Consider the following 25,997-nt stretch of genomic DNA (forward strand, 5'->3'; position numbering starts at 1 on the left):
GTCGGCCGGGCTTGGCCTGGTTTGTCGAAGACTCACCCACATACCCCCGAATCGATGCACTGGGTTGCTGAACGATCACGGTACGTGGCAACATGACAGAGCGCAAGTATCGTCAAACAAATTCAGACAACGTCATCACGCCGAACAAGCTGCCTCCGCAGCACCGATCCACCACACTGGAAAGGACAAACCGTGACCGCCCACCCAGGAGCCCAAGCGATGACCGAGACACCCGGCCGCGACCCCGACGTCCTCACCACCGCCGAACTCGCGACCAAACTCGGCCTCTCACCCCAGACCGTCCGCCGGATGGCCAACGCCGGACAGATCCCCGCCCTCAAAACCGGCAAGGACTTCCGCTACTCCTGGCAAGCAGTCCGCGAGGTGCTGCGGCAACCCCACCAGCAACCCGGGGAAGCCGCCCATGACCCAACCACCCAGCCCAACAAGGGCGCCGGGTACCGCGCCCAACGCCAAGCCCGCACCGGCTCCCAGGACTAACCCAGCCCGGCGGCCCACCCGGTGAAGGCCGCCGCCACCGCATGCGCCGCCGCCCTCGCCCTCCCCCTGGGCCTGCTCTTCCTGGCAGCCGGCCACGACTCCGCCGCAGACACCGGCACGCCCCTGGCCGGCGCGCCCACCGCCGAGGCCCGGCGCGACATCCCGCCCGCCTACCTGCGCTGGTACCTCGACGCCGCCCGCACCTGCCCCGGCCTGCCCTGGAACGTGCTGGCCGCCATCGGCAAAGTCGAATCCGACCACGGCCGCTCCACCGCCCCCGGCGTCCACTCGGGCGAAAACTCGGCCGGGGCCGGCGGCCCCATGCAGTTCCTCGCCGCCACCTGGGCCGCCTATGGCGTTGACGGCGACCACGACGGCACCAAAGACCGCTACAACCCCGCCGACGCCATCCCCGGCGCCGCCCACTACCTGTGCGCCAACCACGCCGGCCAAGGCGGCAAGCACCTGCGCCGCGCGATCTGGCAGTACAACCACGCCGACTGGTACGTCCGCAAAGTCCTAGCCCAAGCCGCCCGCTACGCCGCCCCCACAGCAACCGGACGCGGCGCCATCGCCGTCAAGGCCGCGCTGCGCCGGCTCGGCACCCCCTACTCCTGGGGCGGCGGCGGACCCACCGGCCCCACCTACGGCATCGCCCAAGGCGCCGGCACCAAAGGCTTCGACTGCTCCGGCCTCACCCAATACGCCTGGGCCCAAGCCGGCATCCGCCTACCCCGCATCGCCGCCGACCAATACAACACCGGCACCCACATCCCCAGAACCCGGCTCCAACCCGGCGACCTGCTCTTCTTCGCCACCAACCCCACCAACCCCGCCACCATCCACCACGTCGCCATCTACTACGGGCACGGACGCATGATCCACGCCCCCCACACCGGCGACGTCGTCCGCATCGCCCAATTCACCGGCAACCCCTACCGCGAACGCCAATACACCGGCGCCACCCGACCCACACCACCACACACCACCCAAACCTGACCGGAGGACCGCCCTTGTCCCACCACGGGAACCTAAACTGCGACCCACACCCGCCCAGGACCGCCCGCGGCCACACTCGCCCAGTACCCAACCGCGAACACTCGAAGACGACGCCACCCCATCCGAAGAAGACGAAAACCCCGCCGCCGTGCGGGCCGCTCCGCGCCTTCAGTTACGGCGGTGGCTGGCAATCCACCGCCGCCCTCGTCCTGGCCGCCCAAGGACGTATCGACTTCCAGACATTCCTGTTCGCCAACGTCGGCGACGACTCCGAACACCCGCCACCCTGGCCTACATCCGCGACCACGCCGCCCCCTACGCCGCCGCCCACGGCATCGACCTGCGCGAACTGCACCGCGTCCGCCGCGACGGCACCACCGAGACCCTCTACGGCCGCCTCATGCGCGAAGGCTCCCGCTCGATCCCCATACCCGTCCGCATGAGCAACGGCGCCCCCGGCACCCGCTCCTGCACCGCCGACTTCAAAATCCGCGTCATCGGCCGCTGGCTCAAAGCCCACGGCGCCAACCCTGCCAACCCCGCCACCATCGCCATCGGCATCAGCCTCGACGAAATCCACCGCGCCAACACCCGCCGCCACGAACCCTACGAAAACATCGTCTACCCCCTCCTGGACCTGCGGATCCGCCGCACCGACTGCCCCCGCATCATCCGCTCCACCGGCCTACCCGTCCCACCCAAATCCGCCTGGTTCTGCCCCTTCCACCGCCTCACCACCTGGCAAACCATGCGCCGCGAACAACCCACCCTCTTCACCAAGGCCTGCCACCTCGAAACCACCATCAACCAACGCCGCCACGACCTCGGAAAAGACCCCGTCTACCTCACCCGCTACAACGCACCCCTCGCCGACGTCACCCCAACCACCGACACCCTCCCCTTCGACGACGGCGACGGCACCTGCGACAGCGGCTGGTGCTTCAAGTGACCACTCAAGCGCGTCATCAGAGGCCTACCTGCGAATGCTGCGGTGCCCCGATCTCATCGGGGCCGATGGCAGGGGCCGACCGCATGCCCGCGCTGATCGCCCGCTCCGGGGTCGAGGCGCCGAGGGTGCGCGATGCGGCAGCCGAGGAGTCCCCGATGGAGCAGGGCGTTCGTGGGGGCGTGTACACGGTCGAGCAGGTCGCCGAAATGCTGCAGGTCGGCCGCGACAAGGTCTACATGCTCCTGCGGACGGGACGCCTGCGCAGTATCAAGATCGGCCGGCTGCGACGGATCACCGACCAGCAACTCGCCGACTTCATCGCCTCGGCCGAAGAGCAAGGATGACTCACTGCAATCATCGTGCTACGTTGTGCTACGCATCGCCTCGGATCTTCCCGGTGACGGGGAGGCCCGAGGGTCGCTTCTTGATAACTCCATCGACGCGAGCGCGCTCTCACCTCGGCATATGCAACTGACGAGAGGAGAACGCACATATGACCGACGACAGGACGACCCTGCCTGCAGTGCGCGTGGACACGGCGTTCAAGAAGCGCTTGTCCGCGTACGCGCAGTCGCAGGAACGCGATGTGTCATGGGTCATCAGGAAAGCGATCAAGGAGTATCTCGACCGACGCGAGGAGCGATCGATTGAGCAAGATCTTGATCGGTAAGTACGAAGGCACCATGTACCCGGAGAAAGGAGGTTACGCCGGGGCGCTTGCCCTGGGCTTCGGGCCCGACGGCAGGCGCAAGCGGCTCAAGAGGAAGGGGAAGACCAAGAGCCAGGTCATGGACAGGCTCAAAGAAGCGGTCGAGGACCTGGAAACGGGCATCAAGAGCCCGGCGAACTACACGGTCGGGGACTGCGTCGAGGACTGGCTCGCCAAGGGCCTCAAAGGACTCGACGACGACACGGTCGTCAACTACGGGAGCCTGGCCCGCAAGCACGTCATCCCGCTGATCGGCAAACCGAGACTCGGCGATCTGCGGGCCGACGACGTGGACGAATGGCTGGACGGGCTCTCGGGCACGCTGTCGACCAGAAGCCTGCGGCTCGTGCACGCGATCCTCAAGCGCGCGATCCGGCAGGCCCAAGCCCGGGACATGGTCATGCGGAACGTGGCCGAGCTGGTCAAAACGCCGAAGGGCACGGCCGGGCGTCCGAGCCGGGCTCTCACCCTCGACCAGGCCCGGGCGGTACTGGAGGCGGCACAGTCATCGCAATTGCACGCCTACGTCGTGGTCAGCCTGCTGACCGGCGTCCGCACCGAAGAAGCCCGCGCCTTGCAGTGGACCCACGTCGTGGCGTGGATCGACGACGCGGCCGAATGGCGGCCGGTGACCAAGGCCGGCTTCGACCGCGACACCTTCGCCATCTATGTATGGCGGTCGGTGCGGATGCACGGCGACACCAAGACCGACAAGTCGCGCCGGACGCTGGAACTCCCGCTGCGGGCTGCGGACGCACTGCGCAGGCACCACACGCGCCAAGCCTCCCAGCGACTCAAAGCGGGGGAGGCGTGGCATGACAGCGGGCTGGTGTTCTGCTCGGCGACCGGAAGGCCGCTGGACGCCGCGAACGTGCGGCGGGCGTTCCGGCTCATCACCAGAAAGGCGGGGATCGGGGAGTCCTGGTCCCCGCGGGAACTGCGTCACTCGTTCGTCTCGATCATGAGTGACGGCGGGGTGCCGATCGAGGCGATCGCCGATCTGTGCGGGCACTCCTCCCCGGCGGTCACCGGGCAGGTGTACCGGCACCAGCTCCGGCCGGTGATCACCCGGGGCGCACGGGTCGCCGACACGGTGTTCGGTACGGGCGAGTCGGCCTAGGTCGGCTGGTGGTGGCTCCCCTTTTGGCTCCCCTTCGACTTTCAAGATCGAAAAAGGGCTTCGGAATGATCTCCGAAGCCCCTCTGACCTGGCGTTTCTCTGTCGGGACGGCGGGATTTGAACCCACGACCCCTTGACCCCCAGTCAAGTGCGCTACCAAACTGCGCCACGTCCCGGTGCCCGGCTGAGCGGGCGTGATTACTGTAGCGCAGTCCGCGGGGTCGTGCGTACCGGGTTGTGGGGGCGGTGATCTCTGGTAGGGAGGGCGGATGGTGTCTTCGCGAGCCGTGGTGGCCGGGGTCGTTTGCCTGGGGTTGGTGTGCGGGTGTGGGGGAGGGGGACGGGCGATGGGCCGGAGTTCCGAGGGGGCGGCGGAGACGCCGGAGGCGGCCCGGCCGGGGGAGTCGGCGCCGGCTGTGCGGGTGCCTGAGGGGGTTCGGGCCTCCTTTGTCGTTTTTGATCGGGGGGCGGGGCGGGTCGTGGTGGAGCGGGAGCCGCGGCGGACGTTTCGGTCGGCGTCGGTGGTGAAGATCCTCATCGCGCTGGACTTCATGGAGCGGCACCGGGTGTCGGCGGCGGATCGGGCGCTGCTGGTGCCGATGCTCAGGTCGAGCGATGATCACGCGGCGACGGAGTTCTGGCGGCGGGGCGGGCAGGGGGAGATCATCGAGCGGATGGTGCGGCGGGTGGGGCTGGCGGAGACGGCGCCGCCGCCCGCGGAGAAGCCCGGGTTCTGGGGGTACACGGCGCTCAGTGCCGAGGACGTGGTCAAGACCTACCGGTATCTGCTGGACGAGGCGCCGGAGGCGCAGCGGGAGTTCGTGCTCGAGCAGTTGCGGAAGTCGACGCCGTGCGGGAAGGACGGGTTCGACCAGACGTTCGGGATCCCGCGGGCGGTGAAGCGGCCGTGGGCGGTGAAGCAGGGGTGGTCCGGGTTCGGGGACGTGCCGGCGGAGCCGTGCAAGAAGGGCGGGGCGCGGCCCGCGGCGTGGCGGCCCGATCTGGGGCTCGGACGGCCCGTGCTGCATACGACCGGGGTGGTGGGGGACAAGATCGTCGTGGTGCTGACATTGCAGCCGGCGGGGTCGTCGTTCCGGGCCGCGGCGGCGCGGATCACGGCGCTGACCAGGGACGTCTACCGGGCGGCGTGACGCGGGTCACAGGGCGGGGAAGGGTTCCGTCCGGACTGGGTCATCGGAAGCGGTGCGGCCGGACGGGAACGGAAATCCATGGCAAAGATCTGGGCTGTTTACCAGGTTGTGGGCGAATAGTCCTTCGCTGGCGTATGTAGCTTTTTTCTCCCAGGGGCAGTGACGCCGAACGGGGGACACAGGGTTGGCGGAAGCGGAGGGCACCCAGCCCGGGGTGCACGTTGCGGACCTGGAGGACCTGCGGGGCGCCGCGCACGACCGCGCGGTGCTGGCGGAGGCGCGGGTCGTGCTGGGACGGCGGCTCGGCGTCCCGCCGGGGGAGGCCCTGCAGCATCTGATCTGGCTCGCGCGCGATCTGGACATCGACCTCACCGAGGCGGCGGCCCTGCTGGTCAAGGACCGGGGCGAGGGCCCGGTGGGGGCGGTGCTCGCCGGGCGGCGGGCGCCGCGGGCCGAGGGCGGCACGGAGGAGCGCAAGGCCGTGCTGACCGAGGCCGAGGACGTCCTGCGCCGGGTGACCGCCGAGGACACCGGGGGCGACGCCGAGATCCTCGCCGAGGTGGGCGAGGATCCCGTGGCGCGGGCGGTGCTGGACGGGACGCTCGACTCCTGCGCGCACCTGGTGCCGGTCCGGGGGGCCGACGGGACCGTGGCCGACTTCCTCTACGCCGAGCTGAACGCCGCCACCCGGGACATGTTCGGGCGCGGCGGGGCGGAGCTGACCGGGCTCCGGCTGCTGCGGACGGATCCGGGCGCGGTGCTCAGCGGGCTCTTCGACGAGTACGTCGAGGTGCTGGAGACGGGCCGGCCGGCCGAGCGCCCCTCGATCATGTACTCCACCGCCCAGCGCGGCCTGTCCCGGTCGTCGCGGATGAGCGTCCGGTGCGTGCGGGTGCCGACCGGGGTGTGCGTCACCTGGCGGTACCACGCGGCCGAGGACCGCGTCGCGCGGCGGCTGGAGCGGGTCGAGCGGCTGGCGCTGATCGGCTTCGGCGAGTGGGACCTCGCGACCGGGGAGTCGGACTGGACGCCGCAGATGCGCGCCAACTACGGCCTCGCCCCCGACGAGGTGCCGCCGATGCCGCACGACCTGCCGAAGGCCGTGGCGGACGACGACCTGCCGCTGGTGGAGGAGGCCGTCCAGACGATGTTCTCGCGCCGGGAGCCGGTGGAGGCCGAGCACCGCGTGATCGGGCAGGACGGCACGCCGCGGCACCTGTGGCTGTTCGCCGAGCCGGTGCTCGGCGACTCCGGGCTGCCGATCTCGATCAACGTCGTCTCGCAGGACATCACCCGGCGCCGCGGCGTCGAGCGGGCGCTCGCCGAGACCCGCCGGCAGATGCTGAAGCAGCAGGCCCGGACGGCGCAGGAGCGGAAGGTGGCGGTGACGCTGCGCCGCGCGATCCTGCCGGACGAGGACGAGGTGGAGCAGCTGCCGGGCCTCGGCATGGCGGTCCGCAGCCTGGCGGCGGAGAGCACCGCCCGCATCGGCGGGGACTGGTTCGCGACCCGCGCGCTGCCGGACGGCCGGGGCCTGTTCGCCATCGGCGACGCGGCCGGGCACGGGCTGCCGGCGGCGGCCGCCATGGCGCGGACCCGCAACGGCCTGCTCGGCCTCGCCTGCACCGGGGAGCCGGCGGGGCGGCTGGTGGGCTGGCTGAACGAGCTGGTCGGCACCATGGACCCGCCTGCGACGGGCACCGCGATCGTTGCCCACTACGACCCGTCCCGGCGGGCGCTGGAGTGGACGTGCGCGGGCCATCCGCCGCCGATCCTGGTCCGGGAGGGGCGGGCGGCGCCGCTGGAGGTCGTCCGGGACCCGATGCTCGGCGCGATGCCCTGGCACTACACGACGATCACCACCGGGCTGCGCCCGGGGGACCTGCTGTTCCTCTACACCGACGGCCTGGTGGAGCGCAGGGACGCCGATCTGGACGAGCGCATCGGCCGCCTCACCGCGATCCTGCAGGACTCCTCGATGCGCCCGGACCTGGCCCTCGACGAGGTGATGACGCGGATGGAGTTCGACCGGGCGGCGGACGACACCACGCTGTTCGCCCTGCACATCGAGTGACCGGGCGCACGCACGGCCCCGAGAGGCCGCGTCGTGTGAGCTAGGACTCAGTCAGGGCCGTGGTCAGGGCCGGTACGCGGCGGTGGCCGGCGTGTCGGCCGACGCGCACTCAGACGTTCTTTACCTTTTGCTCATCTGCCGGTAAGCCCTGCGGGCAAAGGGCTGAGGGGCAGTCTGGGAAAGATCGGGAACACCCGGCGGCCTGACGCTGTTGGTGAATCCTTGGAAGGGCATGAAGCGGGCATAAACGAGGTTTGTGTCTGGTTTGCTTTTCTTGAGAAGGTTGCTACCTTCTATCCGAATCCCGCAGCGCACCCCATGCGTTGCCGCCGGCCGTGCCACGCGCGGCCGAGGATCGCGGAGCGGTATCCGCACGCGATGCGCGCCACCTGACGCGCGCACCCTCACCGAGATCAGTCGCTGAGATCCATCCGAATAGTCTGCGCCGCGTCACGCGGTGCGAGGCCGAGTCCGTCCCGGTCCACGCGACCGGACGGAGCCGGGGACCCAATGTTCCAGGGGTGAATCGGCGCGTCGAGAGCCGCGCCGTAGGGCTGCTTCCATGCCCGAATCCGTCAGCTAACCCGGTAGGCGTCATGGAAGACAAGGAGATTCCCTGCATGACCGGTCGTTTCGATCGACTTTCGCTCAACCGCTTCTCGTCCGAGGACAAGGCCGTCGGCGTCGCCGCCGGTGCGGTCCTGGCCGGAGCCGTCGGGCTCGCCGTCCTCAACCCCCTCGCCGGTGGCAGCGCCGCGGCCGAGACGCCCGCTCAGGCGGCGGCGGCCGTGGCCGAGCAGAGCACCGCGTCCAACAGCGCGTCCAAGGGCTCCGCGGCCATGACCACCGCCGAGGCCAAGGAGGCCGGCTACAAGGTCGCGCCGCGCGCCGTCCAGGCCTCCGAGGTCATCAAGCTGGCCCAGAAGCAGGTCGGCATCAGCGAGGGCAAGGGCGGCCAGACCAAGTTCCACGACTGGTACGTCTCGACCCCGCACGCCAAGGCCACCGCCCAGCGCGACGGCGGATTCTCCGTCAAGGCCTACAACGGCGCCCAGTGGTGCGACATGTTCGTGTCCTGGCTCGGCGCCCAGACCGGCGTGAAGAACATGGGCTGGGACGCCTACACCGTCCAGCACGCCAGCTGGTTCAAGAAGACCGACCGCTGGGGCGACAAGCCCAAGCCGGGCGCCGTCGTGTTCTTCGACTGGAAGAACGGCTCCGGTGGCTCCATCGGTGACATCGACCACGTCGGCCTCGTCGTGAAGGACAACGGCGACGGCACCGTCAAGACCATCGAGGGCAACAGCGACAACGAGGTGCAGAAGAAGACCCGCAAGCTGTCGCAGATCGTGGGCTTCGGCTACCCCGACTACGCGAAGAGCTGACCCCGGCTCTCCCAGCCCAGCACTTCGAAGACCCTCCCAGACCTGAAGGCGCCCGGCCCCCGGCCGGGCGCCTTCGGGCGTTCCTGGTGATCTGCGCCATGTCTCCGCTGAAGTCGGGTAATGCGAAGCATTAGCAGCCTTTGATCCTGCTTGGACCTCAGTGCGGAGTTCCGGGATAGGAATCACTGGCGACGCGTCCGACCAGCTCCTGCGGGCTGGCTCAGTTCCGGCGGAACCGGGGGAAGGGGGGATGCCCATGCGGGTGCGCCCGGATGTGAGCGTGGTGGTGATCGCCTACAACGACGCGCGGCAGCTGCCGCAGGCGGTCGCCTCGTCGCTGGCGCAGTCGCTGGGCGGCGTCGAGACCGTGATCGTCGACGACGCCAGCACCGACGGCACCGGGGAGGTCGCCGACCGGCTCGCCGCCGCGCACCCGGGGCGGGTCCGGGCCGTCCACCTGCCGTCCAACTCCGGGGGGTGCGGACGGCCCCGCAACACCGGGATCGACGCGTCGTCCGGCCGCTACCTGATGTTCCTCGACAGCGACGACCTGCTGGACCGGCACGCCTGCCTCAACCTGGTCGCCGCCGCCGAGGACACCGGCGCCGACCTGGTCTCCGGCCTCTGCGACCGGGTCTTCCTGGACGTCCCCGCGGGCGCGAAGGGGCGCATCCGCCCCTGGTACCCGTGGCTCTACCGGAACAGCGCCGTGTACGGGTCGCTGGCCGAGAACCCCGACCTCCTCTACGACACCCTGTCGACCAACAAGGCCTACCGGCGCGGCTTCCTGGAGGAGCACGGGCTCCGGTTCGTCGAACGGCTGCACTACGAGGACCTGCTGTTCACCGCCGAGGCGTACCTGGCGGCGGGCCGGACCGCGCTGATCCCGCACCGCGTCTACCACTGGCTCGTCCGGCAGCGGACGGCGGCGCCGTCGATCTCCAACCGGCGCGCCGAGCTGGCCAACTTCGCCGACCGGCTGGAGATCCACCGGCGCATCGACATGCTGTTCGCGCTGCGCGGCGCGCACGACCTGCGGCAGGCCAAGGGTGTGAAGTTCGTCAACCACGATCTGGTCCTCTACCTGCGGGAGCTGCGCGACCGCGACGCCGGCTACCGGGAGCGCTTCCTGGACCTCGCGGCCGGCTACCTCGCCGAGCTGGACCCGCGCGTCTACGAGCTGGCCAACCCGATGCCCGCGATCGCCGCGTACCTGATCCGGGAGGGCGACCACGACGGGGCGCTCGCCGCCGCCGAGTACCGGCCCGCCGAGCGGCCCGAGCTGCGCGCGCGGCTGGTGGAGCGCGACGGGCGGGTCTTCTGGGGCGCGGCACGCCCGCGCGGCACGCTCGGCCGCGCGATCCTGGACGTCACGGGCTTCGGCTTCCACGTCCGGCCGCTGAAGGAGCTGCGCCCGGCCAACACGGTGACGCGGCTGGAGATGCGCGGCGACCGCGTCCTGATGGCCGGGCACGTGCTGAACCCCCTGGACCGCGTCCCCCCGGACGCCGAGCTGGCCGGGACGCTGGAGTTCTGCGACCGGCGCCGCCGCGCCCGCCGGGCGCGGGCCCGCGCGACCGTCCGCCACGAGGGGGAGCGGCTGGCGTGGCGGTCGGAGTTCGCCCCGGCCGCGCGGATCAGGCCGGTCGGGTTCATCGACCCCGTCTGGGACGTGCGGCTCCGCGTCCGGGTGGACGGCGAGGAGATGGTCACCCGCCCCGGCGAGGGCCGCGGATCCCCGTCCCTGACGGGCGTCGCGCTGCCCGTCCGGCCCCGGCTGACCAGGATCGCCGCGGACCGGCTCCGCTCCTACGTCACCGAGGGCGGGCACCTGGCCTTCGCGCTGGAGACGGCGAACCCGTGGGCGCGGCTCGCCGGGGCCGCCGCGCTGCGCGCCGCCCGCTCACCGGCGGGACGGCTGGCCTGGCGCCGGGCGCGCGAGGCGGAGAAGGCCGTCCGGCGGACGCTGACCTCCCGCAAAACCAAGATCGCCGTGTTCAACCGGGTGCTGAGCCGGCTGCCGGTCCGGCCCGGCCTGGCCGTCTTCGAGAGCCACCTGGGCCGGCACTACTCGGACAACCCCAAGTACATCTACCGGGAGCTGCGCAGGACGGGCCGGCCGGTGCGGGCGGTGTGGTCGTACGCGTCGTCCCCCACGGGGTTCCCGGACGACGCCGCGCTGGTCCGGCGCGGCTCCTGGGCGTACTTCCTGGCGCTGGCCCGCGCCGAGTTCTGGATCGACAACCAGGGCTACCCGGAGGGCCTCCGCAAGCGCCCGGAGACCACCTACATCCAGACCTGGCACGGTTCGGCCTTCAAGCTCATGGGCCTCGACCAGCCGCGGCTCAAGATCGCACCCGCCGCCGAGCGGGCCCGGCTGCGCCGGATGGTGGAGCGCTACGACTGCTTCCTGGTGCGCTCCGGGCACGACGCCGAGACGCTCTGCACGGGCCTCGGCGTCCGCTCCGAGCTGCTGCCGGCCGGCTACCCGCGCAACGACCCGCTGGTCAACGGGGTGGACGGCGACGCCGAGCTGGCCGCCGAGGTGGCGTCGCTCCGCGCGTCGCTCGGCCTCGGCGACGGGCGCCGCGCCGTCCTGTACGCGCCCACGTTCGCGACCGGGCCGAAGGGCCGGCCCGTCAAGCTGCTGGAGCCGCCCGTCGACCCGGAGCTCTTCGCGCGGGAACTGGGCGAGGAGTACGTGCTGTTCGTCCGGCCGCACTACCTGTGCCGGGCCAACGTCCCGCCCGGTGCCCGCGCGGTCATGCGGGACGTCGGCGCCGTGCCCGACGTCACCCCGCTGCTGCTGCTCGCGGACGCGCTGATCACCGACCACTCCTCGATCATGTTCGACTTCGCGCTGCTGGACCGGCCGATCATCCTGCACCTCCCGGACGGCCGCGACCTCACCACCGGCTACTTCGACCTGGACCGGCACGGTCCCGGGCCGATCACCCGCACGCAGGAGGAGCTCGTCGCCGCGCTCGCCGGCCTGGACGCGGCGGAGGCCGTCCACGCGGCCCGGCGCCGCGCGTTCGCCGCGCGCTTCGGCGAGCACGACCGGGGCACCGCCGCCCGCACGGTGGTGGACCGCTACTTCCCGGCCGCGCGGCCGGACCACAGGGGGAACAGGGGGGAACGCGATGGCCGCACGGCGTGACGTCTTCATCGTGTGCAACAACGCCGACGAGATGGGCGGGCTCCAGCGCTGGGCGCACCACATGGCGCGGCTGCTGGCCGGACGCGGCGACCGCGTCACGCTCGTCGGGATCACCCGCGGCCCGGAGCCGTACCACCACGGCCGCGACGGCTCCTACGCCGTCGAGGTCCTGCACCGCGAATGGCGGGCCCCGGCGATGGCGTGGCGGCCGAAGAGGCCCCTGGAGCGCCTGAACGCCGTGGCGCGCGGACGGGAGCTGCGGCGGGCGGCGGCCCAGCGGCGCGGCGCCGCCCGGCTGTCGGAGCTGTTCGCCGCCGCGGAGCCCGGCTCGGTCGTCATCGTGGCGCAGGTGTGGGCGATGGAGTGGGTGCGGCTCGCCGACACCGCCGGGCTGCGGGTCGTGGCGATGAGCCACGAGTCCTACAAGGCCACACGGAGGTCGACCCGGTACCGGCGGGTCAAGGAGCACTACAAGGACGCCGACCGGATGCTGGTCCTGACCGCCGAGGACGCCGACGCCTGGGCCCGGGACGGCATGACCAACGCCGACTACATCCCGAACCCGCTGCACGTCACGCCGACCGTCCATCCCACGCTGGACCTCCCCGTGGTGGCCTGCGTCGGCCGCCTCTCCTACGAGAAGGGCATGGACCTGATGCTGGAGGTGTGGGGCCGGATCTCCGCGCGCCACCCGGAGTGGCGGCTCCATATCTACGGCAGCGGCCCGGACGAGGCGGACCTGCGCGGCCAGGCGGCCGGGATGGGCTCCGTGGAGTTCCGGGGCGTGGTCGCCGACGTCGAGGAGGCGCTGGTCGAGGCGTCGGTCTTCGCGCTGCCGTCGCGGGCGGAGGGCTTCCCGATGTCGGTGCTGGAGGCCATGGCGTACGGGCTGCCGACGGTGGCGTTCGACTGCGCGCCGGGGGTCCGGACACTGATCGAGGACGACCGGGGCGGGATCCTGGTCAGACCCGGCGACACGGCCGCGTTCGCGGCGGCCCTGGAGCGGCTCATCGACGACCCCGACCTGCGCCGCGCGCTGGGCGCCGAGGCCCGCGCCTCGGTGCTCCGGTTCCATCCGGACGCCGTCCTCGCGCGCTGGGACCGGCTGTTCGACCTGCTCCACCGGGAACTGCCGCGGGCCGTGCCGGAGCGCCCCGCCGCGCCGGTCCCGGAACGGGCGGCCGAACCCGCGCTGGGGGGTGATTCTTTCTAACAACTGTTTGGTAGAGTCCGGAACGTGAACCAGAACGAGTCGCCGGCGGACCGCGCCTTCCGCGCCGAGGTCCGCGACTGGCTCCAGGCGAACCTGTCGGGGGAGTTCGCGCACGCCCGCGGGCTCGGCGGCCCCGGCCGCGAGCACGAGGCGTTCGAGGAGCGGCTGGCCTGGGAGCGGCACATGGCCGCGGCCGGCTGGACGTGCGTCGGCTGGCCGGCCGAGTACGGCGGGCGCGGCGCCAGCCTCGAGCAGCAGGTCATCTTCCACGAGGAGTACGCGCTCGCCGACGGCCCCGCCCGGGTCAACCACATCGGCGAGAACCTCCTCGGCCCCACGATCATCGCCTTCGGCACCGACGAGCAGCGCGCCCGCTTCCTCCCGCCGATCGCGGCGGTCGAGGAGCTGTGGTGCCAGGGCTACTCCGAGCCGGACGCGGGCTCCGACCTCGCCAACGTCCAGACCCGCGCCGAGCTCGCCGGCGGCCACTGGACGGTCAACGGCCAGAAAGTGTGGACGTCCCTCGCCCTCGAAGCCGACTGGTGCTTCGTCGTCTGCCGCACCGAGCCGGGCTCGTCCCGGCACAAGGGCCTGTCGTACCTGCTCGTCCCGATGAAGCAGGACGGCGTGGACATCCGGCCGATCATCCAGCTCACCGGCACCTCCGAGTTCAACGAGGTGTTCTTCGACGGCGCCCGCACCGACGCCGGCAACATCGTCGGCGCGCCCGGCGAGGGCTGGAAGATCGCGATGGCGACGCTCGGGTTCGAGCGCGGCGTCGCGACCCTCGGCCAGCAGGTCGGGTTCGCCCGCGAGTTCGAGGGCGTCGCCGACCTCGCCCGCCGCACCGGCGCCCTCGACGACCCGCTGCTGCGCGACCGCCTGACCCGCTCGTACATGGGCCTGGAGATCATGCGGCTGAACGCCGTGCGGACCATGGCGGGCGTCGCCGCCGGCGCGCCCGGGCCCGAGTCGTCCATCTCCAAGCTCGTCTGGGGCACCTGGCACCGGGAACTGGGCGAGCTGGCCATGGACGTCCTCGGCGCCGCCGGCCTGGTCGCCGACGGCGAGCCGTACGACCTGAACGACTGGCAGCGGCTGTTCCTGTTCTCCCGCTCCGACACGATCTACGCCGGATCGAACGAGATCCAGCGCAACATCATCGCCGAGCGCGTGCTCGGGCTCCCGAGAGAGGCACGTGGATGACGCCGCCCCCCTACGTCCCCGGACACGGACTGCTCAAGGACCGCGCCGTCGTGATCACCGCGGCGGCCGGGGCCGGGATCGGCGGCGCCACCGCCCGCCGCTGCCTGGAGGAGGGCGCCCGCGTCCTGATCTCCGACACCCACGAGCGGCGGCTCACCGCGTCCGCGCAGGAGCTGGAGAAGGAGTTCGGCGCCGACCGCGTCGCCTCCCTGCCCTGCGACGTCACGTCCGAGGAGCAGGTGCAGGCCCTCTACGGCCTCGCCGTGGAGCGCTTCGGACGCATCGACGTCGCCGTCAACAACGCCGGCCTCGGCGGGACGGCCGACCTCGTCGACATGGCCGACGAGCAGTGGGACCGCGTGATCGACATCACCCTCAACGGCACCATGCGCTGCACCCGCGCCGCCCTGCGCGTCATGCGCGGCCAGGGCGCGGGCGTCATCGTCAACAACGCCTCGGTGATCGGCTGGCGGGCGCAGAAGGGCCAGTCGCACTACGCCGCCGCGAAGGCCGGCGTCATGGCGCTCACCCGCTGCTCCGCCCTGGAGGCCGCCGACTACGGCGTCCGGATCAACGCCGTCTCGCCGTCGCTCGCGATGCACCCGCACCTGGTCAAGGTGACCTCGGAGGAGCTGCTGGACGAGCTGACGCGCCGGGAGGCGTTCGGGCGCTACGCCGAGCCCTGGGAGGTGGCCAACGTTATCGTCTTCCTGGCCAGCGACTACTCCTCGTACATGACGGGCGAGGTCGTCTCCGTCTCCTCCCAGCACGCATAGGAAGCACATGAGTCCACGACGGCGCGACGCCGAGGGCACCGCCGCCGCCCGCGCGGAACGGCGGGCGGAACTGCTCGCCACGGCCGCCGAGGTGTTCGCCTCCCAGGGCTACTCCGCCACGACCGTCCGGAAGGTCGCCGACGCCGCCGGCATCCTCGGCGGCAGCCTCTACTACCACTTCGACTCCAAGGAGTCGATGGCCGACGAGATCCTCCGGACGTTCCTGGACGAGATGTGGGCCGGGTACGAGCGGATCCTCGCGGCGGACCTCAGCGCCCGGGACACCCTGGAGGCCATCGTCGCCCAGTCGTTCCGCTCGATAGACCGGCACCGGCCCGCCGTCGTCCTCTACCAGAACGAGTCCAAGCACCTCGCGACCAGCGAGCGCTTCCACTACCTGCTCGACTCGCAGCGCCGGTTCGAGGAGATGTGGCTGTCCCTGCTGGACCGGGGCGTCAAGGAGGGCGCGTTCCGCGCCGACCTCGACCGGACCCTCGTGTACCGCTTCATCCGCGACACCGTCTGGGTCGCGGCGAACTGGTACCAGCACGGCGGGCGGCTGTCCGCCGACGACATCGCCAAGCAGTACCTCGCCATGTTCCTCGAAGGCATCCAGGCGAGCTAGGCCCCCTGTACGACGGACCTGTACGAAGGAGTAGACCCCATGGCCGAGGCATACATCGTCGACGCCGTCCGCGCCCCCGTGGGACGGCGCAACGGCGGGCTCGCCGGCGTGCACCCCGCCGACCTCGGCGCGCACGTCCTCACCGCGCTCATGGACCGGACGAAGATCGACCCGTCCGCCGTCGAGGACGTCGTGTTCGGCTGCGTCGACACCCTCGGGCCGCAGGCCGGCGACATCGCCCGCACCTGCTGGCTCGCCGCCGGGCTGCCCGAGGAGGTCCCCGGCGTCACCGTCGACCGGCAGTGCGGCTCCTCCCAGCAGGCCGTGCACTTCGCCGCGCAGGCCGTCCTGTCCGGGACGTCCGACCTCGTCGTCGCGGGCGGCGTGCAGAACATGTCGCAGATCCCGATCGCCTCGGCGATGACCGCCGCCGCGCCGCTCGGCTTCACCGAGGGCCCCTTCGCCGGCTCCAAGGGCTGGACCCGCCGCTACGGCGACACCGAGGTCTCCCAGTTCAACGGCGCCGAGATGATCGCCCGCGACTGGGACCTGTCCCGCGAGGACATGGAGAGGTTCGCCTACGAGTCGCACCAGCGCGCCATCCGCGCCATCGGCGAGGGCCGCTTCGAGCGCGAGATCGCCCCCTACGAGGACGTCGCCGCCGACGAGGGGCCGCGCCGCGACACCACCCTGGAGAAGATGGCGGGCCTGAAGACCCTCGTGGACGGCGGGCGCCTCACCGCGGCCGTCTCGTCCCAGATCTCCGACGGCTCCGCCGCGCTGCTCATCGCGTCCGAGCAGGCCGTCAAGGACCACGGGCTCACCCCGCGCGCCCGCATCCACCACATCTCCGCGCGCGGCGAGGACCCGATCCGGATGCTGTCCGCGCCGATCCCCGCCACCGCCCACGCGCTGAAGAAGACCGGGATGACGATCGGCGACATCGACGCCGTCGAGATCAACGAGGCGTTCGCGTCCGTCGTCCTCGCCTGGCTGAAGGAGACCGGCGCCGACCCGGCCAAGGTCAACCCGAACGGCGGCGCCATCGCCCTCGGCCACCCCCTCGGCGCCACCGGCGCCCGCCTCATGACCACCCTCCTCCACGAACTGGAGCGCACCGGCGGCCGCTACGGCCTCCAGACCATGTGCGAGGGCGGCGGCCAGGCCAACGTCACGATCATCGAACTGTGCTAGTCCAGGGGGGCGACCCCCTGGAACCCCCGTTGCGGCCGAGAGGCCGGCGGGTCGCGCGACCTCCGGGCGCTAGAGCGCCCTCCGGCCGCGCGACCCGTGCTCCAGCGGCTGAGGTTCAAACTCAAGAGCGTGGAACGGAGTCTGGTGTGGACGTGTTCGAACCGGCTCGGCTGGGGCCGCTGACGCTGCGCAATCGGGTGATCAAGGCCGCGACGTTCGAGGGGATGACCCCGGACGCGGTGGTGAGCGACGATCTGATCGAGTACCACCGGCGGCCGGCCGCCGGGGGAGTGGGCATGACGACCGTCGCGTACTGCGCGGTCTCGCCCGAGGGGCGGACGGAGCGCGGGCAGATCTGGATGCGGCCCGAGGCCGTCCCCGGGCTGCGCCGCCTCACCGACGCCGTGCACGACGAGGGCGCCGCGGCGTCCGCCCAGATCGGGCACGCCGGGCCCGTCGCCGACGCCAGCTCCAACAAGCTGCCCGCCATCTCGGCGGGGCGGTTCTTCAACCCGCTCGGCATGGCCTTCACCAAGGTCGCCACGGCCGAGGACATCGAGCGCATCACCCGGGCGCACGCCGAGGCCGCGCGCCTGGCGATCGAGTCCGGCTTCGACGCCGTGGAGATGCACTTCGGGCACAACTACCTGGCCAGCTCGTTCCTCAGCCCCCGCCTCAACCGGCGCAAGGACGCCTACGGCGGCCCGATCGAGAACCGCGCCAAGGTCGCGCTCGGCATCGCCCGCGCCGTCCGCGACGAGGTCGGCGACCGCATCGCGATCACCGGCAAGCTCAACATGCGCGACGGCGTCCGCGGCGGGCTGGACATCGACGACAGCCTGTACGTCGCGCGGAGGCTCCAGGAAGAGGGCACGGTCGACGCGCTGGAGCTGACCGCCGGCAGCTCGCTCCTCAACCCGATGTACCTGTTCCGCGGCCCGATGCCGATCCCCGAGTTCGCGGCGAGCTACAAGCTCCCCATGCGCATCGGCCTGCGGATGTTCGGCAAGCAGTTCCTCCGTGTCTACCCCTACCAGGACGCCTATCTGCTGGAGCACGCCCGCAGGTTCCGGGCGGAACTCGACCTTCCGCTGATCCTGCTGGGCGGCATCACCGATCGCGCGAGCATGGACAAGGCGATGGAGGAGGGCTTCCAGTTCGTCGCCATGGCCCGTGCGCTCCTGCGCGAACCCGACCTGGTGAACCGCATCGCCGCCGACCCGTCCACGCCGTCCTTGTGCACGCACTGCAATCACTGCGTTCCGACGATCTACAAGGGCACCCACTGCCCTCTGATCCCGAGCTGAAGCGGTCGGCCAGTACGACCAAGGTCCACCGGTTCCGTTGACCTGCGGCGTGTTGTTGTTATGAGGCGCCTCATAACAACAACACGCCGCAGATCAACGTTGTGGCGACCCGGTCGATGTTCGTGGGCACCGCACTAGGCGGCGGGCTCCGCGATGGCTGCGCCGCCGCGGTGCTCCTCGGTCGTGCGGCGGACGTAGGCCTTGATCTCGTTCTTGGTCTCCTCCTCGTCCCAGCCGAGGATCGGTGCGACCAGGGCGGCGACGTGGGTCGCCGCGGCGACGCCGCCGTCCCATTCTTCGATCGCGATGCGTAGGCGGCGCGCGAGGACGTCCTCCAGGTGCAGTGCGCCCTCGTGCGTCACCGCGTAGACGGCCTCGGCGCACAGGTAGTCCGCGGCACCGGGGATGGGTGCGCCGAGTGCCCGGTCGGCGGCGATCATCCGCAGGATCTCCCGGGTGCACGCCCCGTAGCGGCGCAGCAGGTGCTCCACGCGCGCGACGTGCAGGCCGGACTCGGCGGCGAGGCGGCGGCGCTCGTTCCACAGCACCTCGAAGCCGGTCGCGCCGAGGATGGGGAGCCGCGCGGTGACCGATTCCGGGACGGCGTCGTCCAGGCTCTCGGCGACGGCGTCGACGGCGTCCTGCGCCATCACCCGGTAGGTGGTGAACTTGCCGCCGGTGACGACGACCAGGCCCGGCACCGGCTCGGCGACCGCGTGCTCGCGCGACAGGCGGGTGGTGTCGTCCATCTCGCCGGACAGCAGCGGCCGGAGACCCGCGTAGACGCCCTCGATGTCGTCATGGGTGAGCGGGGTCCGCAGGACGGCGTTCGCCTGGTCGAGGAGGTAGCCGACGTCGGTGTGGTCGGCGACGGGCTCGTCCGGGCCGTCGTCGTGCGGGGTGTCGGTGGTGCCGACGAGCCAGTGCCGCCCCCACGGGATGATGAACAGCACGCTCTTGGCCGTCCGCGTGATCAGGCCGGTGTCCATCGGGATCCGGTCGCGCGGCACGACCAGGTGGACGCCCTTGGACGCCCGCACGCCGAACGCCGCGCGGGCACCGGTCATCGCCTGCGCGCCGTCCGTCCAGACGCCGGTCGCGCACACGACGCGCCGCGCCCGCACGTCGATCTCCCGGCCGCCCTCCAGGTCGAGGACGGTGGCGCCGGTGACCCGCTCGCCCTCGCGCAGGAACCCGGTGACCTCGGCGCGGGTGGCGGCCGTCGCGCCGTACTGGGCGGCGGTCCGGGCGACCATCATCGTGTAGCGGGCGTCGTCCACCTGCGCGTCGTAGTACTGGACGGCGCCGATCAGCGCGTCCGAGCGCAGCGCGGGGGCCCGGCGCAGCGCACCGCGCCGGGTCAGCTGCCGGTGCCGAGGGAGCGCCCGGCTCCCGCCCATCGTGTCGTACAGGGTGACCCCCGCGCTGACGTACGCCCGCTCCCACACCCGGTTGCGCAGCGGATACAGGAACTGGACGGGGCGGACCAGGTGCGGCGCCAGCCGGTGCAGCAGCAGGCCGCGTTCCCGCAGCGCCTCCCGCACCAGCCCGAAGTCGCGCTGCTCCAGGTACCGCAGCCCGCCGTGGATCAGCTTGCTGGAGCGGCTGGAGGTGCCGGCCGCCCAGTCCCGCGCCTCGACGAGGGCGACGGACAGCCCCCGCGAGATCGCGTCGAGGGCCGCGCCGGCGCCGACGATGCCGCCGCCGACGACCAGGACGTCGAACTCGGTCTCGGCGAGGCCGCGCAGGGCGTCCTCCCGGTACCGCGGACCGAGCGCTACGGATGTCACTTCTCACTCCCGGAAGAGGCAGGAACGGGGTTCGTCCGTTGGTTGGTGGTGGGTGGGGCCGGTCAGTCGAGGTCGACCCAGTCGAGGGTCCGCTCGACGGCCTTCTTCCAGCCGGCGTAGCCGGCCTGGCGCTGCTCCTCGTCCCAGGTGGGCTGCCAGCGCTTGTCCTCGTTCCAGTTCTGGCGGAGCTCGTCGGTGGTGTTCCAGAACCCGACGGCGAGGCCGGCGGCGTAGGCGGCGCCGAGGGCGGTGGTCTCGGCGACGACCGGACGCGACACCGGGACGCCCAGGATGTCGGCCTGCATCTGCATGCACAGCTCGTTGGCCGTGATGCCGCCGTCGACGCGGAGGGTGTCGAGCGCGACGCCGGAGTCCTCGCGCATCGCCTCGACCACGTCGCGCGACTGGTAGCAGATGGCTTCGAGCGTCGCGCGGGCGACGTGGGCGTTGGTGTTGAACCGGGACAGGCCGACGATCGCGCCGCGGGCGTCCGACCGCCAGTACGGGGCGAACAGGCCGGAGAACGCCGGGACGAAGTACACCCCGCCGTTGTCGTCGACCTGCCGGGCCAGCGACTCGCTCTGCGCGGCGCCGGAGATGATGCCGAGCTGGTCGCGCAGCCACTGTACGGCCGACCCGGTCACCGCGATCGACCCTTCGAGGGCGTAGACCGGCTTCTCGGAGCCGAACTGGTAGCAGACGGTCGTCAGCAGGCCGCTCTTCGAGCGGACCGGCTCGTTCCCCGTGTTGAGCAGCAGGAAGTTGCCGGTGCCGTAGGTGTTCTTGGCCTCGCCGGGTGCGAAGCACACCTGTCCGACCGTCGCCGCCTGCTGGTCGCCGAGCGCCGCGGTCAGCGGCACCTCGCCGCCGAAGGGGCCGTCCGCTCGCGTCACCCCGTAGGCGTCGGACGCCGACGACGGCCGGATCTCCGGCAGCATCGAGCGGGGGATGCCGAAGAACGACAGGAGCTCGTCGTCCCAGGAGAGGGTCTCCAGGTCCATGAGCATGGTGCGGCTGGCGTTGGTCGGGTCGGTGACGTGGGCGCCGCCGTCCGTCCCGCCGGTGAGGTTCCACAGCACCCACGAGTCGGTCGTGCCGAAGATCGCGTCGCCGTTCTCGGCGGCCTCGCGGACCCCGTCGACGTTCTCCAGGATCCACTGGACCTTGCCGGCGGAGAAGTAGGTCGCCGGCGGCAGCCCGGCCTTGCGGCGGATGACGTCGCCCCGGCCGTCCCGCTCCAGGGCGGCGGCGATGCGGTCGGTGCGGGTGTCCTGCCAGACGATCGCGTTGTAGTAGGGGCGGCCGGTGCGCCGGTTCCACACCACGGCCGTCTCGCGCTGGTTGGTGACGCCGACGGCCGCGAGATCGCCGTGGTGCAGGTTCGCCTTGGTGAGCGTGCTCTGGATGACGGCGCGGGTCCGCTCCCAGATCTCGGTCGGGTCGTGCTCGACCCAGCCGGCCCGCGGCAGGATCTGCTCGTGCTCCAGCTGGTGGCGGGCGACCTCGGCGCCGCCGTGGTCGAAGATCATGAAGCGGGTGCTGGTCGTGCCCTGGTCGAGGGCTCCGACGAAGTCGGCCATGCGCGCGGTCTCCTGGGACGAGGGGATGGGACGGGTCACGCCGTCTCGTACTGGGGTTCGGGCTTCGCGATCTCCTGGGCGGGCTCCTCCTCGGCGGGCAGGAACCGTCCGATCAGGGCCTTGTAGAGCCCGACGCCGAGCACGCCGCCGATGAGCGGGCCGATGATCGGGACCCAGAAGTAGAACTCGCCGTGCTGGTCCCGCCAGGCGCCGCCGTAGCCGGTGAGGAACGAGGCGAGCCGGGGGCCGAAGTCGCGGGCCGGGTTGATCGCGTAGCCGGCGTCGGTGCCGAACGCCATCCCGATCGCCACCACCAGCAGGCCGATCATGAACGGGGCGAGGTTGGCGAGCGGCGGCGCGTTGCGCACGTCGGTCAGCGCCTTGATCACGAAGAGCAGGATGGCGGTGCCGATGACCTGGTCGCGGAACGCGCCCCAGGTGCCGACCGGGAGGGTGCCGTTGCCCGGCAGGGTCGAGAACACGCCCTGCGTCTTGATGGTGTGGCCGGGGTCGACCTCGGCGAGCACCTCGCTGTAGTTCCAGCGGACGATCAGCGCCGCGACGAACGCCCCCGCGGTCTGCGCGGCGATGTAGGGGGCCGTCTTCCGCCAGGCGAACTCCTTGAACGCGGCGAGGGCGACGGTGACGGCCGGGTTGAGGTGGGCGCCGCTGATCCGCGCGGCGACGTAGACGCCGAGCGTGACGCCGAGGCCCCAGGCCCAGGCGATGCTGTCGTGGCCGCCGAGGCCGGGGCCGCCGGCCACGACCTGCGCGACGACGCCGACGCCGAACAGGATGAGGATCATGGTGCCGGCGAACTCGGCCGCGAGCTCGCCGGCGAGGGCGGGGATTCTGGGTCGTCGGACTGCTCGTTCCGCCATGGGCGCTCCTCGGCAGAGGGGGTGGACGCGAGCCCCGTGAGGCTGGCCAGGACGCTAAGCCGGGACGGAGCGACGAACAACCGGACACTGCCGACAATGTCGAACACTTTCCCCGATGCCCGGTGCCGGTTACCCTCCAGTCTGTGCACGAGATCACAGAATCCGGGCAGTTCGGGGCGCAAAGGACGACGATTACGACGACTGCCGACATTGTCGGCACCCTGCCGGGCCAACTACCATCGGATTCATGCCCGGACCTGTGCAGTCGATCGAGCGGGCCGCCGCGATCCTGCGCCTGCTCGCCGCCAGCTCGGGCCGGCTCGGAGTCGGCGAGATCGCCAGTTCGCTCGGCCTCGCCCGGGGCACCGCGCACGGCATCCTGCGCACCCTGGAGCGCGTCGGCTTCGTCGAGCAGGACGGCGGCACCGGCAAGTACCAGCTCGGCGCCGCCCTGCTGCACCTCGGCACCAGCTACCTGGACGTCAACGAGCTGCGCTCCCGCGCCATCAACTGGGCCGACGCGCTCGCCTCGCGCAGCGGCGAGGCCGTCCGGATCGGGACCCTGCTGGAGGGCAGGGTCCTGGTCGTGCACCACGTGTTCCGCCCGGACGACACGCTCCAGGCGATGGACGTCGGCTCCCTGCTGCCGCTGCACGCGACCGCGCTCGGCAAGGCGCTGCTCGCCCACGACGCCAACGCGGCGGCGTCCATCCGCGACACCGTCCTGGAGTCGTACTGCCGCCGCACCATCACCGATCCGCGCGAGCTCGCACGGGCCGCCACCCGGGTGCGGGAGAACGGCTGGGCCGCCGAGGTCGAGGAGCTGTCCATCGGCGACGCCGGCATCGCCGCACCGATCCGCGGGTACGGGGGGCTCGTCGTCGGTGCCATCGGCATCTCCGGCGCGGTCGAGCGGATCTGCGACACACGCCGCGTCCCGGAGCCGAGGCTCGTCGCCTACGTGCGGGACGCGGCCCGCGCCGTCTCCCGCGACCTCGGCGGCTCGCGCTGGTGACGCCGGCACGGGGGGAGGCGGTCGCGCGTGACCGAGCGCTACGTGATGTCGATCGACCAGGGCACCACGTCCACCCGGTGCATCCTGTTCGACCACGGCGGCCGGCTGGTCTCGGTGGCGCAGCGTGAGCACCGCCAGCACTTCCCGAGGCCCGGCTGGGTCGAGCACGACCCGGTGGAGATCTGGCGCAACCTGGAACGGATCGCCCCGGAGGCGCTCGCCCAGGCGGGCGTGACCGCGGACCAGGTCGCCGCGGTCGGCATCGCCAACCAGCGGGAGACGACCGTCCTGTGGGACCGGGTGACCGGCGTCCCGATCGGCCGCGCCATCGTCTGGCAGGACATGCGCACCGGCGCCCTCGTGGACGAGCTCGGCCGCGCCCCCGGCGCCGCGATGGTCACCGAGCGCAGCGGCCTGCCCCTCGCCACCTACTTCTCCGCCCCGCGCATCCGCTGGCTGCTCGACCACACGCCCGGCCTGCGGGAGCGCGCCGAGCGCGGCGAGGTGCTGTTCGGCACGATGGAGAGCTGGCTGATCTGGAACCTGTCCGGCGGCGTCGACGGCGGCGTCCACGTCACGGACGTGACCAACGCGAGCCGCACCCTGCTGATGGACCTGCACACCCTCGCCTGGGACGACGGCCTGCTCGACTTCTTCGGCGTGCCGAAGGCGATGCTGCCGGCGATCAGGTCGTCCACCGAGACCTACGGGACGGCCCGCCGCGTCTTCCCGGGCGTGCTGATCGGCGCGGCCCTCGGCGACCAGCAGGCCGCCCTGTTCGGGCAGACGTGCTTCGCCCCGGGCGAGACCAAGTGCACCTACGGGACGGGCGCGTTCCTGCTGATGAACACCGGCACCGCGCCGGTGAAGTCGGACAACGGGCTGCTCACCACCGTCGGCTACAAGATCGGCGACGAGCCCGCCGTGTACGCGCTGGAGGGCTCCATCGCGATCACCGGCGCGCTCGTCCAGTGGTTCCGGGACGGCCTCGGGCTGATCACCACCGCGCCGGAGATCGAGACCCTCGCCCGGTCGGTCGCCGACAACGGCGGCTGCTACATCGTCCCCGCCTTCTCCGGGCTGTTCGCGCCGCACTGGCGCAGCGAGGCGCGCGGCATCATCGTCGGCCTCACGTCCTACATCACGAAGGGGCACCTGGCGCGGGCCGTGCTGGAGGCGACCGCCTGGCAGACCCGCGAGGTCGTCGACGCGATGAACGCCGACTCCGGGCTCAGCCTCAAGGAGCTGAAGGCCGACGGCGGCATGACGTCCGACAACCTCGTCATGCAGATGGTCGCGGACGTGCTGAACGTGCCGGTGGAGCGGCCGATGGTGGTGGAGACGGTGTCCCTCGGCGCCGCCTACGCCGCCGGGCTCGCCGTCGGCTACTGGGCGGGGCTGGAGGGGCTGCGGCGCAACTGGCACCGCGCGGCCCGCTGGGTCCCGGCCATGGAGCCGGTGCGGCGCGCGGCCGAGTACGACAACTGGAGGCGCGCCGTCGAGCGCACCTTCGACTGGATCCGCAGCGGCGAGGACCCCGCCTCGGCGCCGTGAACCCGGGCCCCGTCGGGCCCGGCCCGCTTCCACGCCGGCCGATCTCTCATATATTTGATGTGCCCATGCCCCGCGCCCACGGGAGACGATGACGGTGGCCGGTACCGGCGATCACGCCCTCGGCAGGCGCCGCCAGCTGAGCGACGAGGTGGCCGACCACGTCCGCGATCTCATCATGGCGGGCCGGGTCGGGCACGGCGAGTTCCTGCGCCTGGAGCGGATCGCCGAGGACCTCGGGATCAGCGTGACCCCCGTCCGGGAGGCGCTGCTGTCGCTGCGCGGCGAGGGCTTCGTGACGCTGGAGCCCCGGCGCGGGTTCATGCCGGCGCCGCTGACCCGGCAGGACGTCCAGGACCTGTTCGAGGCGCAGGCGTACTTCGCCGGCGAGCTGGCGGCCCGCGCCGCCGGGAGGATCACCGAGGCGGAGCTGGCGGCGCTCGACCGGACCCAGGCGCAGCTGGAGGAGGCGTTCGAGGCCGGGGACTCGGCCGGCATCGAGCGCGCCAACCACCGGTTCCACCGGGCGATCAACCTGTGCGCCGGGTCGCCGAAGACCGCCTTCCTGCTGAAGACCGTCGCCAGGTACGCGCCGCGCCGCTTCTACGCGAGCATCGACGGCTGGACGCGGGCGTCCGCCGACGACCACCACCTCGTCCTCGCCGCGCTGCGGGCGGGGGACGCCGACGGCGCGCGGCAGGCGATGCGCGCCCACATCCGGCACGCGGGGACCTTGCTCGCCGTCCACCTGGAGGCCCGGGGGTTCTGGGCGGCCGAGCCGGAGTGACGGCCCTTTCCGCGGCGCCGTATC

The 25,997-nt window shown here is 71.9% G+C and carries 22 protein-coding genes, 1 tRNA gene and 1 riboswitch; of the genes, 19 read left to right on the forward strand and 4 right to left on the reverse strand.

Annotation, left to right across the window (positions count from 1 at the left end):
* The first annotated feature begins 219 nt into the window (after nt 1–219).
* From ABFX46_RS35405 to ABFX46_RS35430, 6 genes are all read left to right on the forward strand, one after another.
* On the forward strand, nt 220–501 hold the full coding sequence (locus ABFX46_RS35405; protein WP_346048320.1) for a helix-turn-helix domain-containing protein: 282 nt from the start codon (nt 220–222) through the stop codon (nt 499–501).
* Nucleotides 502–522: 21 nt separating this feature from the next.
* A complete protein-coding gene (locus ABFX46_RS35410) occupies nt 523–1,500 on the forward strand; it encodes a C40 family peptidase (RefSeq protein WP_346048321.1) in 978 nt (325 codons plus the stop codon).
* Between the two features lie 439 nt (nt 1,501–1,939).
* A complete protein-coding gene (locus ABFX46_RS35415) occupies nt 1,940–2,449 on the forward strand; it encodes a hypothetical protein (RefSeq protein ID WP_346048322.1) in 510 nt (169 codons plus the stop codon).
* Between the two features lie 83 nt (nt 2,450–2,532).
* Nucleotides 2,533–2,793, forward strand: a complete 261-nt coding sequence (locus ABFX46_RS35420; protein ID WP_346048323.1) for a helix-turn-helix domain-containing protein — start codon at nt 2,533–2,535, stop codon at nt 2,791–2,793.
* A gap of 149 nt (nt 2,794–2,942) precedes the next feature.
* Nucleotides 2,943–3,119: a CopG family ribbon-helix-helix protein gene (locus ABFX46_RS35425; protein ID WP_346048324.1), complete on the forward strand. Its 177-nt coding sequence runs from the start codon at nt 2,943–2,945 to the stop codon at nt 3,117–3,119.
* Nucleotides 3,097–4,278, forward strand: a complete 1,182-nt coding sequence (locus ABFX46_RS35430; RefSeq protein WP_346048325.1) for a site-specific integrase — start codon at nt 3,097–3,099, stop codon at nt 4,276–4,278. The genes ABFX46_RS35425 and ABFX46_RS35430 overlap by 23 nt, the downstream gene beginning before the upstream one ends.
* Before the next feature lie 102 nt (nt 4,279–4,380).
* On the opposite strand, the gene ABFX46_RS35435 is transcribed toward ABFX46_RS35430, so the two are convergent.
* A tRNA-Pro gene (locus ABFX46_RS35435) sits at nt 4,381–4,454 on the reverse strand.
* Nucleotides 4,455–4,757: 303 nt separating this feature from the next.
* On the opposite strand from ABFX46_RS35435, the gene ABFX46_RS35440 reads away from it, so the two are divergent.
* The 10 genes from ABFX46_RS35440 to ABFX46_RS35485 all read left to right on the forward strand — a co-directional run bounded on the left by ABFX46_RS35440 (nt 4,758) and on the right by ABFX46_RS35485 (nt 18,369).
* Nucleotides 4,758–5,429: a hypothetical protein gene (locus tag ABFX46_RS35440; RefSeq protein WP_346048326.1), complete on the forward strand. Its 672-nt coding sequence runs from the start codon at nt 4,758–4,760 to the stop codon at nt 5,427–5,429.
* 184 nt (nt 5,430–5,613) lie between these two features.
* Nucleotides 5,614–7,503 (forward strand): PP2C family protein-serine/threonine phosphatase, encoded by a 1,890-nt coding sequence (locus ABFX46_RS35445; protein WP_346048327.1) that lies wholly within the window; start codon nt 5,614–5,616, stop codon nt 7,501–7,503.
* Nucleotides 7,504–7,956: 453 nt separating this feature from the next.
* A riboswitch (cyclic di-AMP (ydaO/yuaA leader) is annotated at nt 7,957–8,112 on the forward strand.
* 11 nt (nt 8,113–8,123) lie between these two features.
* Nucleotides 8,124–8,888, forward strand: a complete 765-nt coding sequence (locus ABFX46_RS35450) for a CHAP domain-containing protein (protein ID WP_346048328.1) — start codon at nt 8,124–8,126, stop codon at nt 8,886–8,888.
* A gap of 256 nt (nt 8,889–9,144) precedes the next feature.
* On the forward strand, nt 9,145–12,048 hold the full coding sequence (locus ABFX46_RS35455) for a bifunctional glycosyltransferase/CDP-glycerol:glycerophosphate glycerophosphotransferase (protein ID WP_346048329.1): 2,904 nt from the start codon (nt 9,145–9,147) through the stop codon (nt 12,046–12,048).
* Nucleotides 12,032–13,261 (forward strand): glycosyltransferase, encoded by a 1,230-nt coding sequence (locus ABFX46_RS35460; RefSeq protein WP_346048330.1) that lies wholly within the window; start codon nt 12,032–12,034, stop codon nt 13,259–13,261. The genes ABFX46_RS35455 and ABFX46_RS35460 overlap by 17 nt, the downstream gene beginning before the upstream one ends.
* Before the next feature lie 24 nt (nt 13,262–13,285).
* Nucleotides 13,286–14,467 (forward strand): acyl-CoA dehydrogenase family protein, encoded by a 1,182-nt coding sequence (locus ABFX46_RS35465; protein WP_346048331.1) that lies wholly within the window; start codon nt 13,286–13,288, stop codon nt 14,465–14,467.
* Nucleotides 14,464–15,243 (forward strand): SDR family oxidoreductase, encoded by a 780-nt coding sequence (locus ABFX46_RS35470; RefSeq protein ID WP_346048332.1) that lies wholly within the window; start codon nt 14,464–14,466, stop codon nt 15,241–15,243. The genes ABFX46_RS35465 and ABFX46_RS35470 overlap by 4 nt, the downstream gene beginning before the upstream one ends.
* A gap of 7 nt (nt 15,244–15,250) precedes the next feature.
* Nucleotides 15,251–15,868 (forward strand): TetR/AcrR family transcriptional regulator, encoded by a 618-nt coding sequence (locus ABFX46_RS35475; protein WP_131937757.1) that lies wholly within the window; start codon nt 15,251–15,253, stop codon nt 15,866–15,868.
* A 39-nt stretch (nt 15,869–15,907) separates the two neighbouring features.
* Nucleotides 15,908–17,062, forward strand: a complete 1,155-nt coding sequence (locus ABFX46_RS35480) for an acetyl-CoA C-acetyltransferase (RefSeq protein WP_346048333.1) — start codon at nt 15,908–15,910, stop codon at nt 17,060–17,062.
* Nucleotides 17,063–17,208: 146 nt separating this feature from the next.
* A complete protein-coding gene (locus ABFX46_RS35485) occupies nt 17,209–18,369 on the forward strand; it encodes an NADH:flavin oxidoreductase (protein ID WP_346048335.1) in 1,161 nt (386 codons plus the stop codon).
* A 134-nt stretch (nt 18,370–18,503) separates the two neighbouring features.
* Here ABFX46_RS35485 and ABFX46_RS35490 read toward each other — a convergent pair whose 3' ends face one another.
* The 3 genes from ABFX46_RS35490 to ABFX46_RS35500 all read right to left on the reverse strand — a co-directional run bounded on the left by ABFX46_RS35490 (nt 18,504) and on the right by ABFX46_RS35500 (nt 22,620).
* Nucleotides 18,504–20,159 (reverse strand): glycerol-3-phosphate dehydrogenase/oxidase, encoded by a 1,656-nt coding sequence (locus ABFX46_RS35490; RefSeq protein WP_346048337.1) that lies wholly within the window; start codon nt 20,157–20,159, stop codon nt 18,504–18,506.
* A gap of 62 nt (nt 20,160–20,221) precedes the next feature.
* On the reverse strand, nt 20,222–21,739 hold the full coding sequence (glpK, locus tag ABFX46_RS35495; RefSeq protein ID WP_346048437.1) for a glycerol kinase GlpK: 1,518 nt from the start codon (nt 21,737–21,739) through the stop codon (nt 20,222–20,224).
* Between the two features lie 35 nt (nt 21,740–21,774).
* A complete protein-coding gene (locus tag ABFX46_RS35500) occupies nt 21,775–22,620 on the reverse strand; it encodes an MIP/aquaporin family protein (RefSeq protein ID WP_346048338.1) in 846 nt (281 codons plus the stop codon).
* Nucleotides 22,621–22,867: 247 nt separating this feature from the next.
* Here ABFX46_RS35500 and ABFX46_RS35505 point away from each other — a divergent pair, with 247 nt between their 5' ends.
* The 3 genes from ABFX46_RS35505 (at nt 22,868) to ABFX46_RS35515 (ending at nt 25,973) form a co-directional block, all read left to right on the forward strand.
* Nucleotides 22,868–23,635, forward strand: coding sequence for an IclR family transcriptional regulator (locus ABFX46_RS35505; RefSeq protein WP_346048340.1), 768 nt, complete (start codon nt 22,868–22,870; stop codon nt 23,633–23,635).
* Between the two features lie 27 nt (nt 23,636–23,662).
* Nucleotides 23,663–25,189: a glycerol kinase GlpK gene (gene glpK, locus ABFX46_RS35510; protein WP_346048341.1), complete on the forward strand. Its 1,527-nt coding sequence runs from the start codon at nt 23,663–23,665 to the stop codon at nt 25,187–25,189.
* 88 nt (nt 25,190–25,277) lie between these two features.
* Entirely contained in the window at nt 25,278–25,973 is a 696-nt protein-coding gene (locus ABFX46_RS35515; RefSeq protein ID WP_346048342.1) for a GntR family transcriptional regulator, read from the forward strand.
* Nucleotides 25,974–25,997: the final 24 nt, after the last annotated feature.

The organism is Actinomadura chokoriensis (assembly GCF_039529475.1).
GTDB classification, from domain to species: domain Bacteria; phylum Actinomycetota; class Actinomycetes; order Streptosporangiales; family Streptosporangiaceae; genus Spirillospora; species Spirillospora bangladeshensis.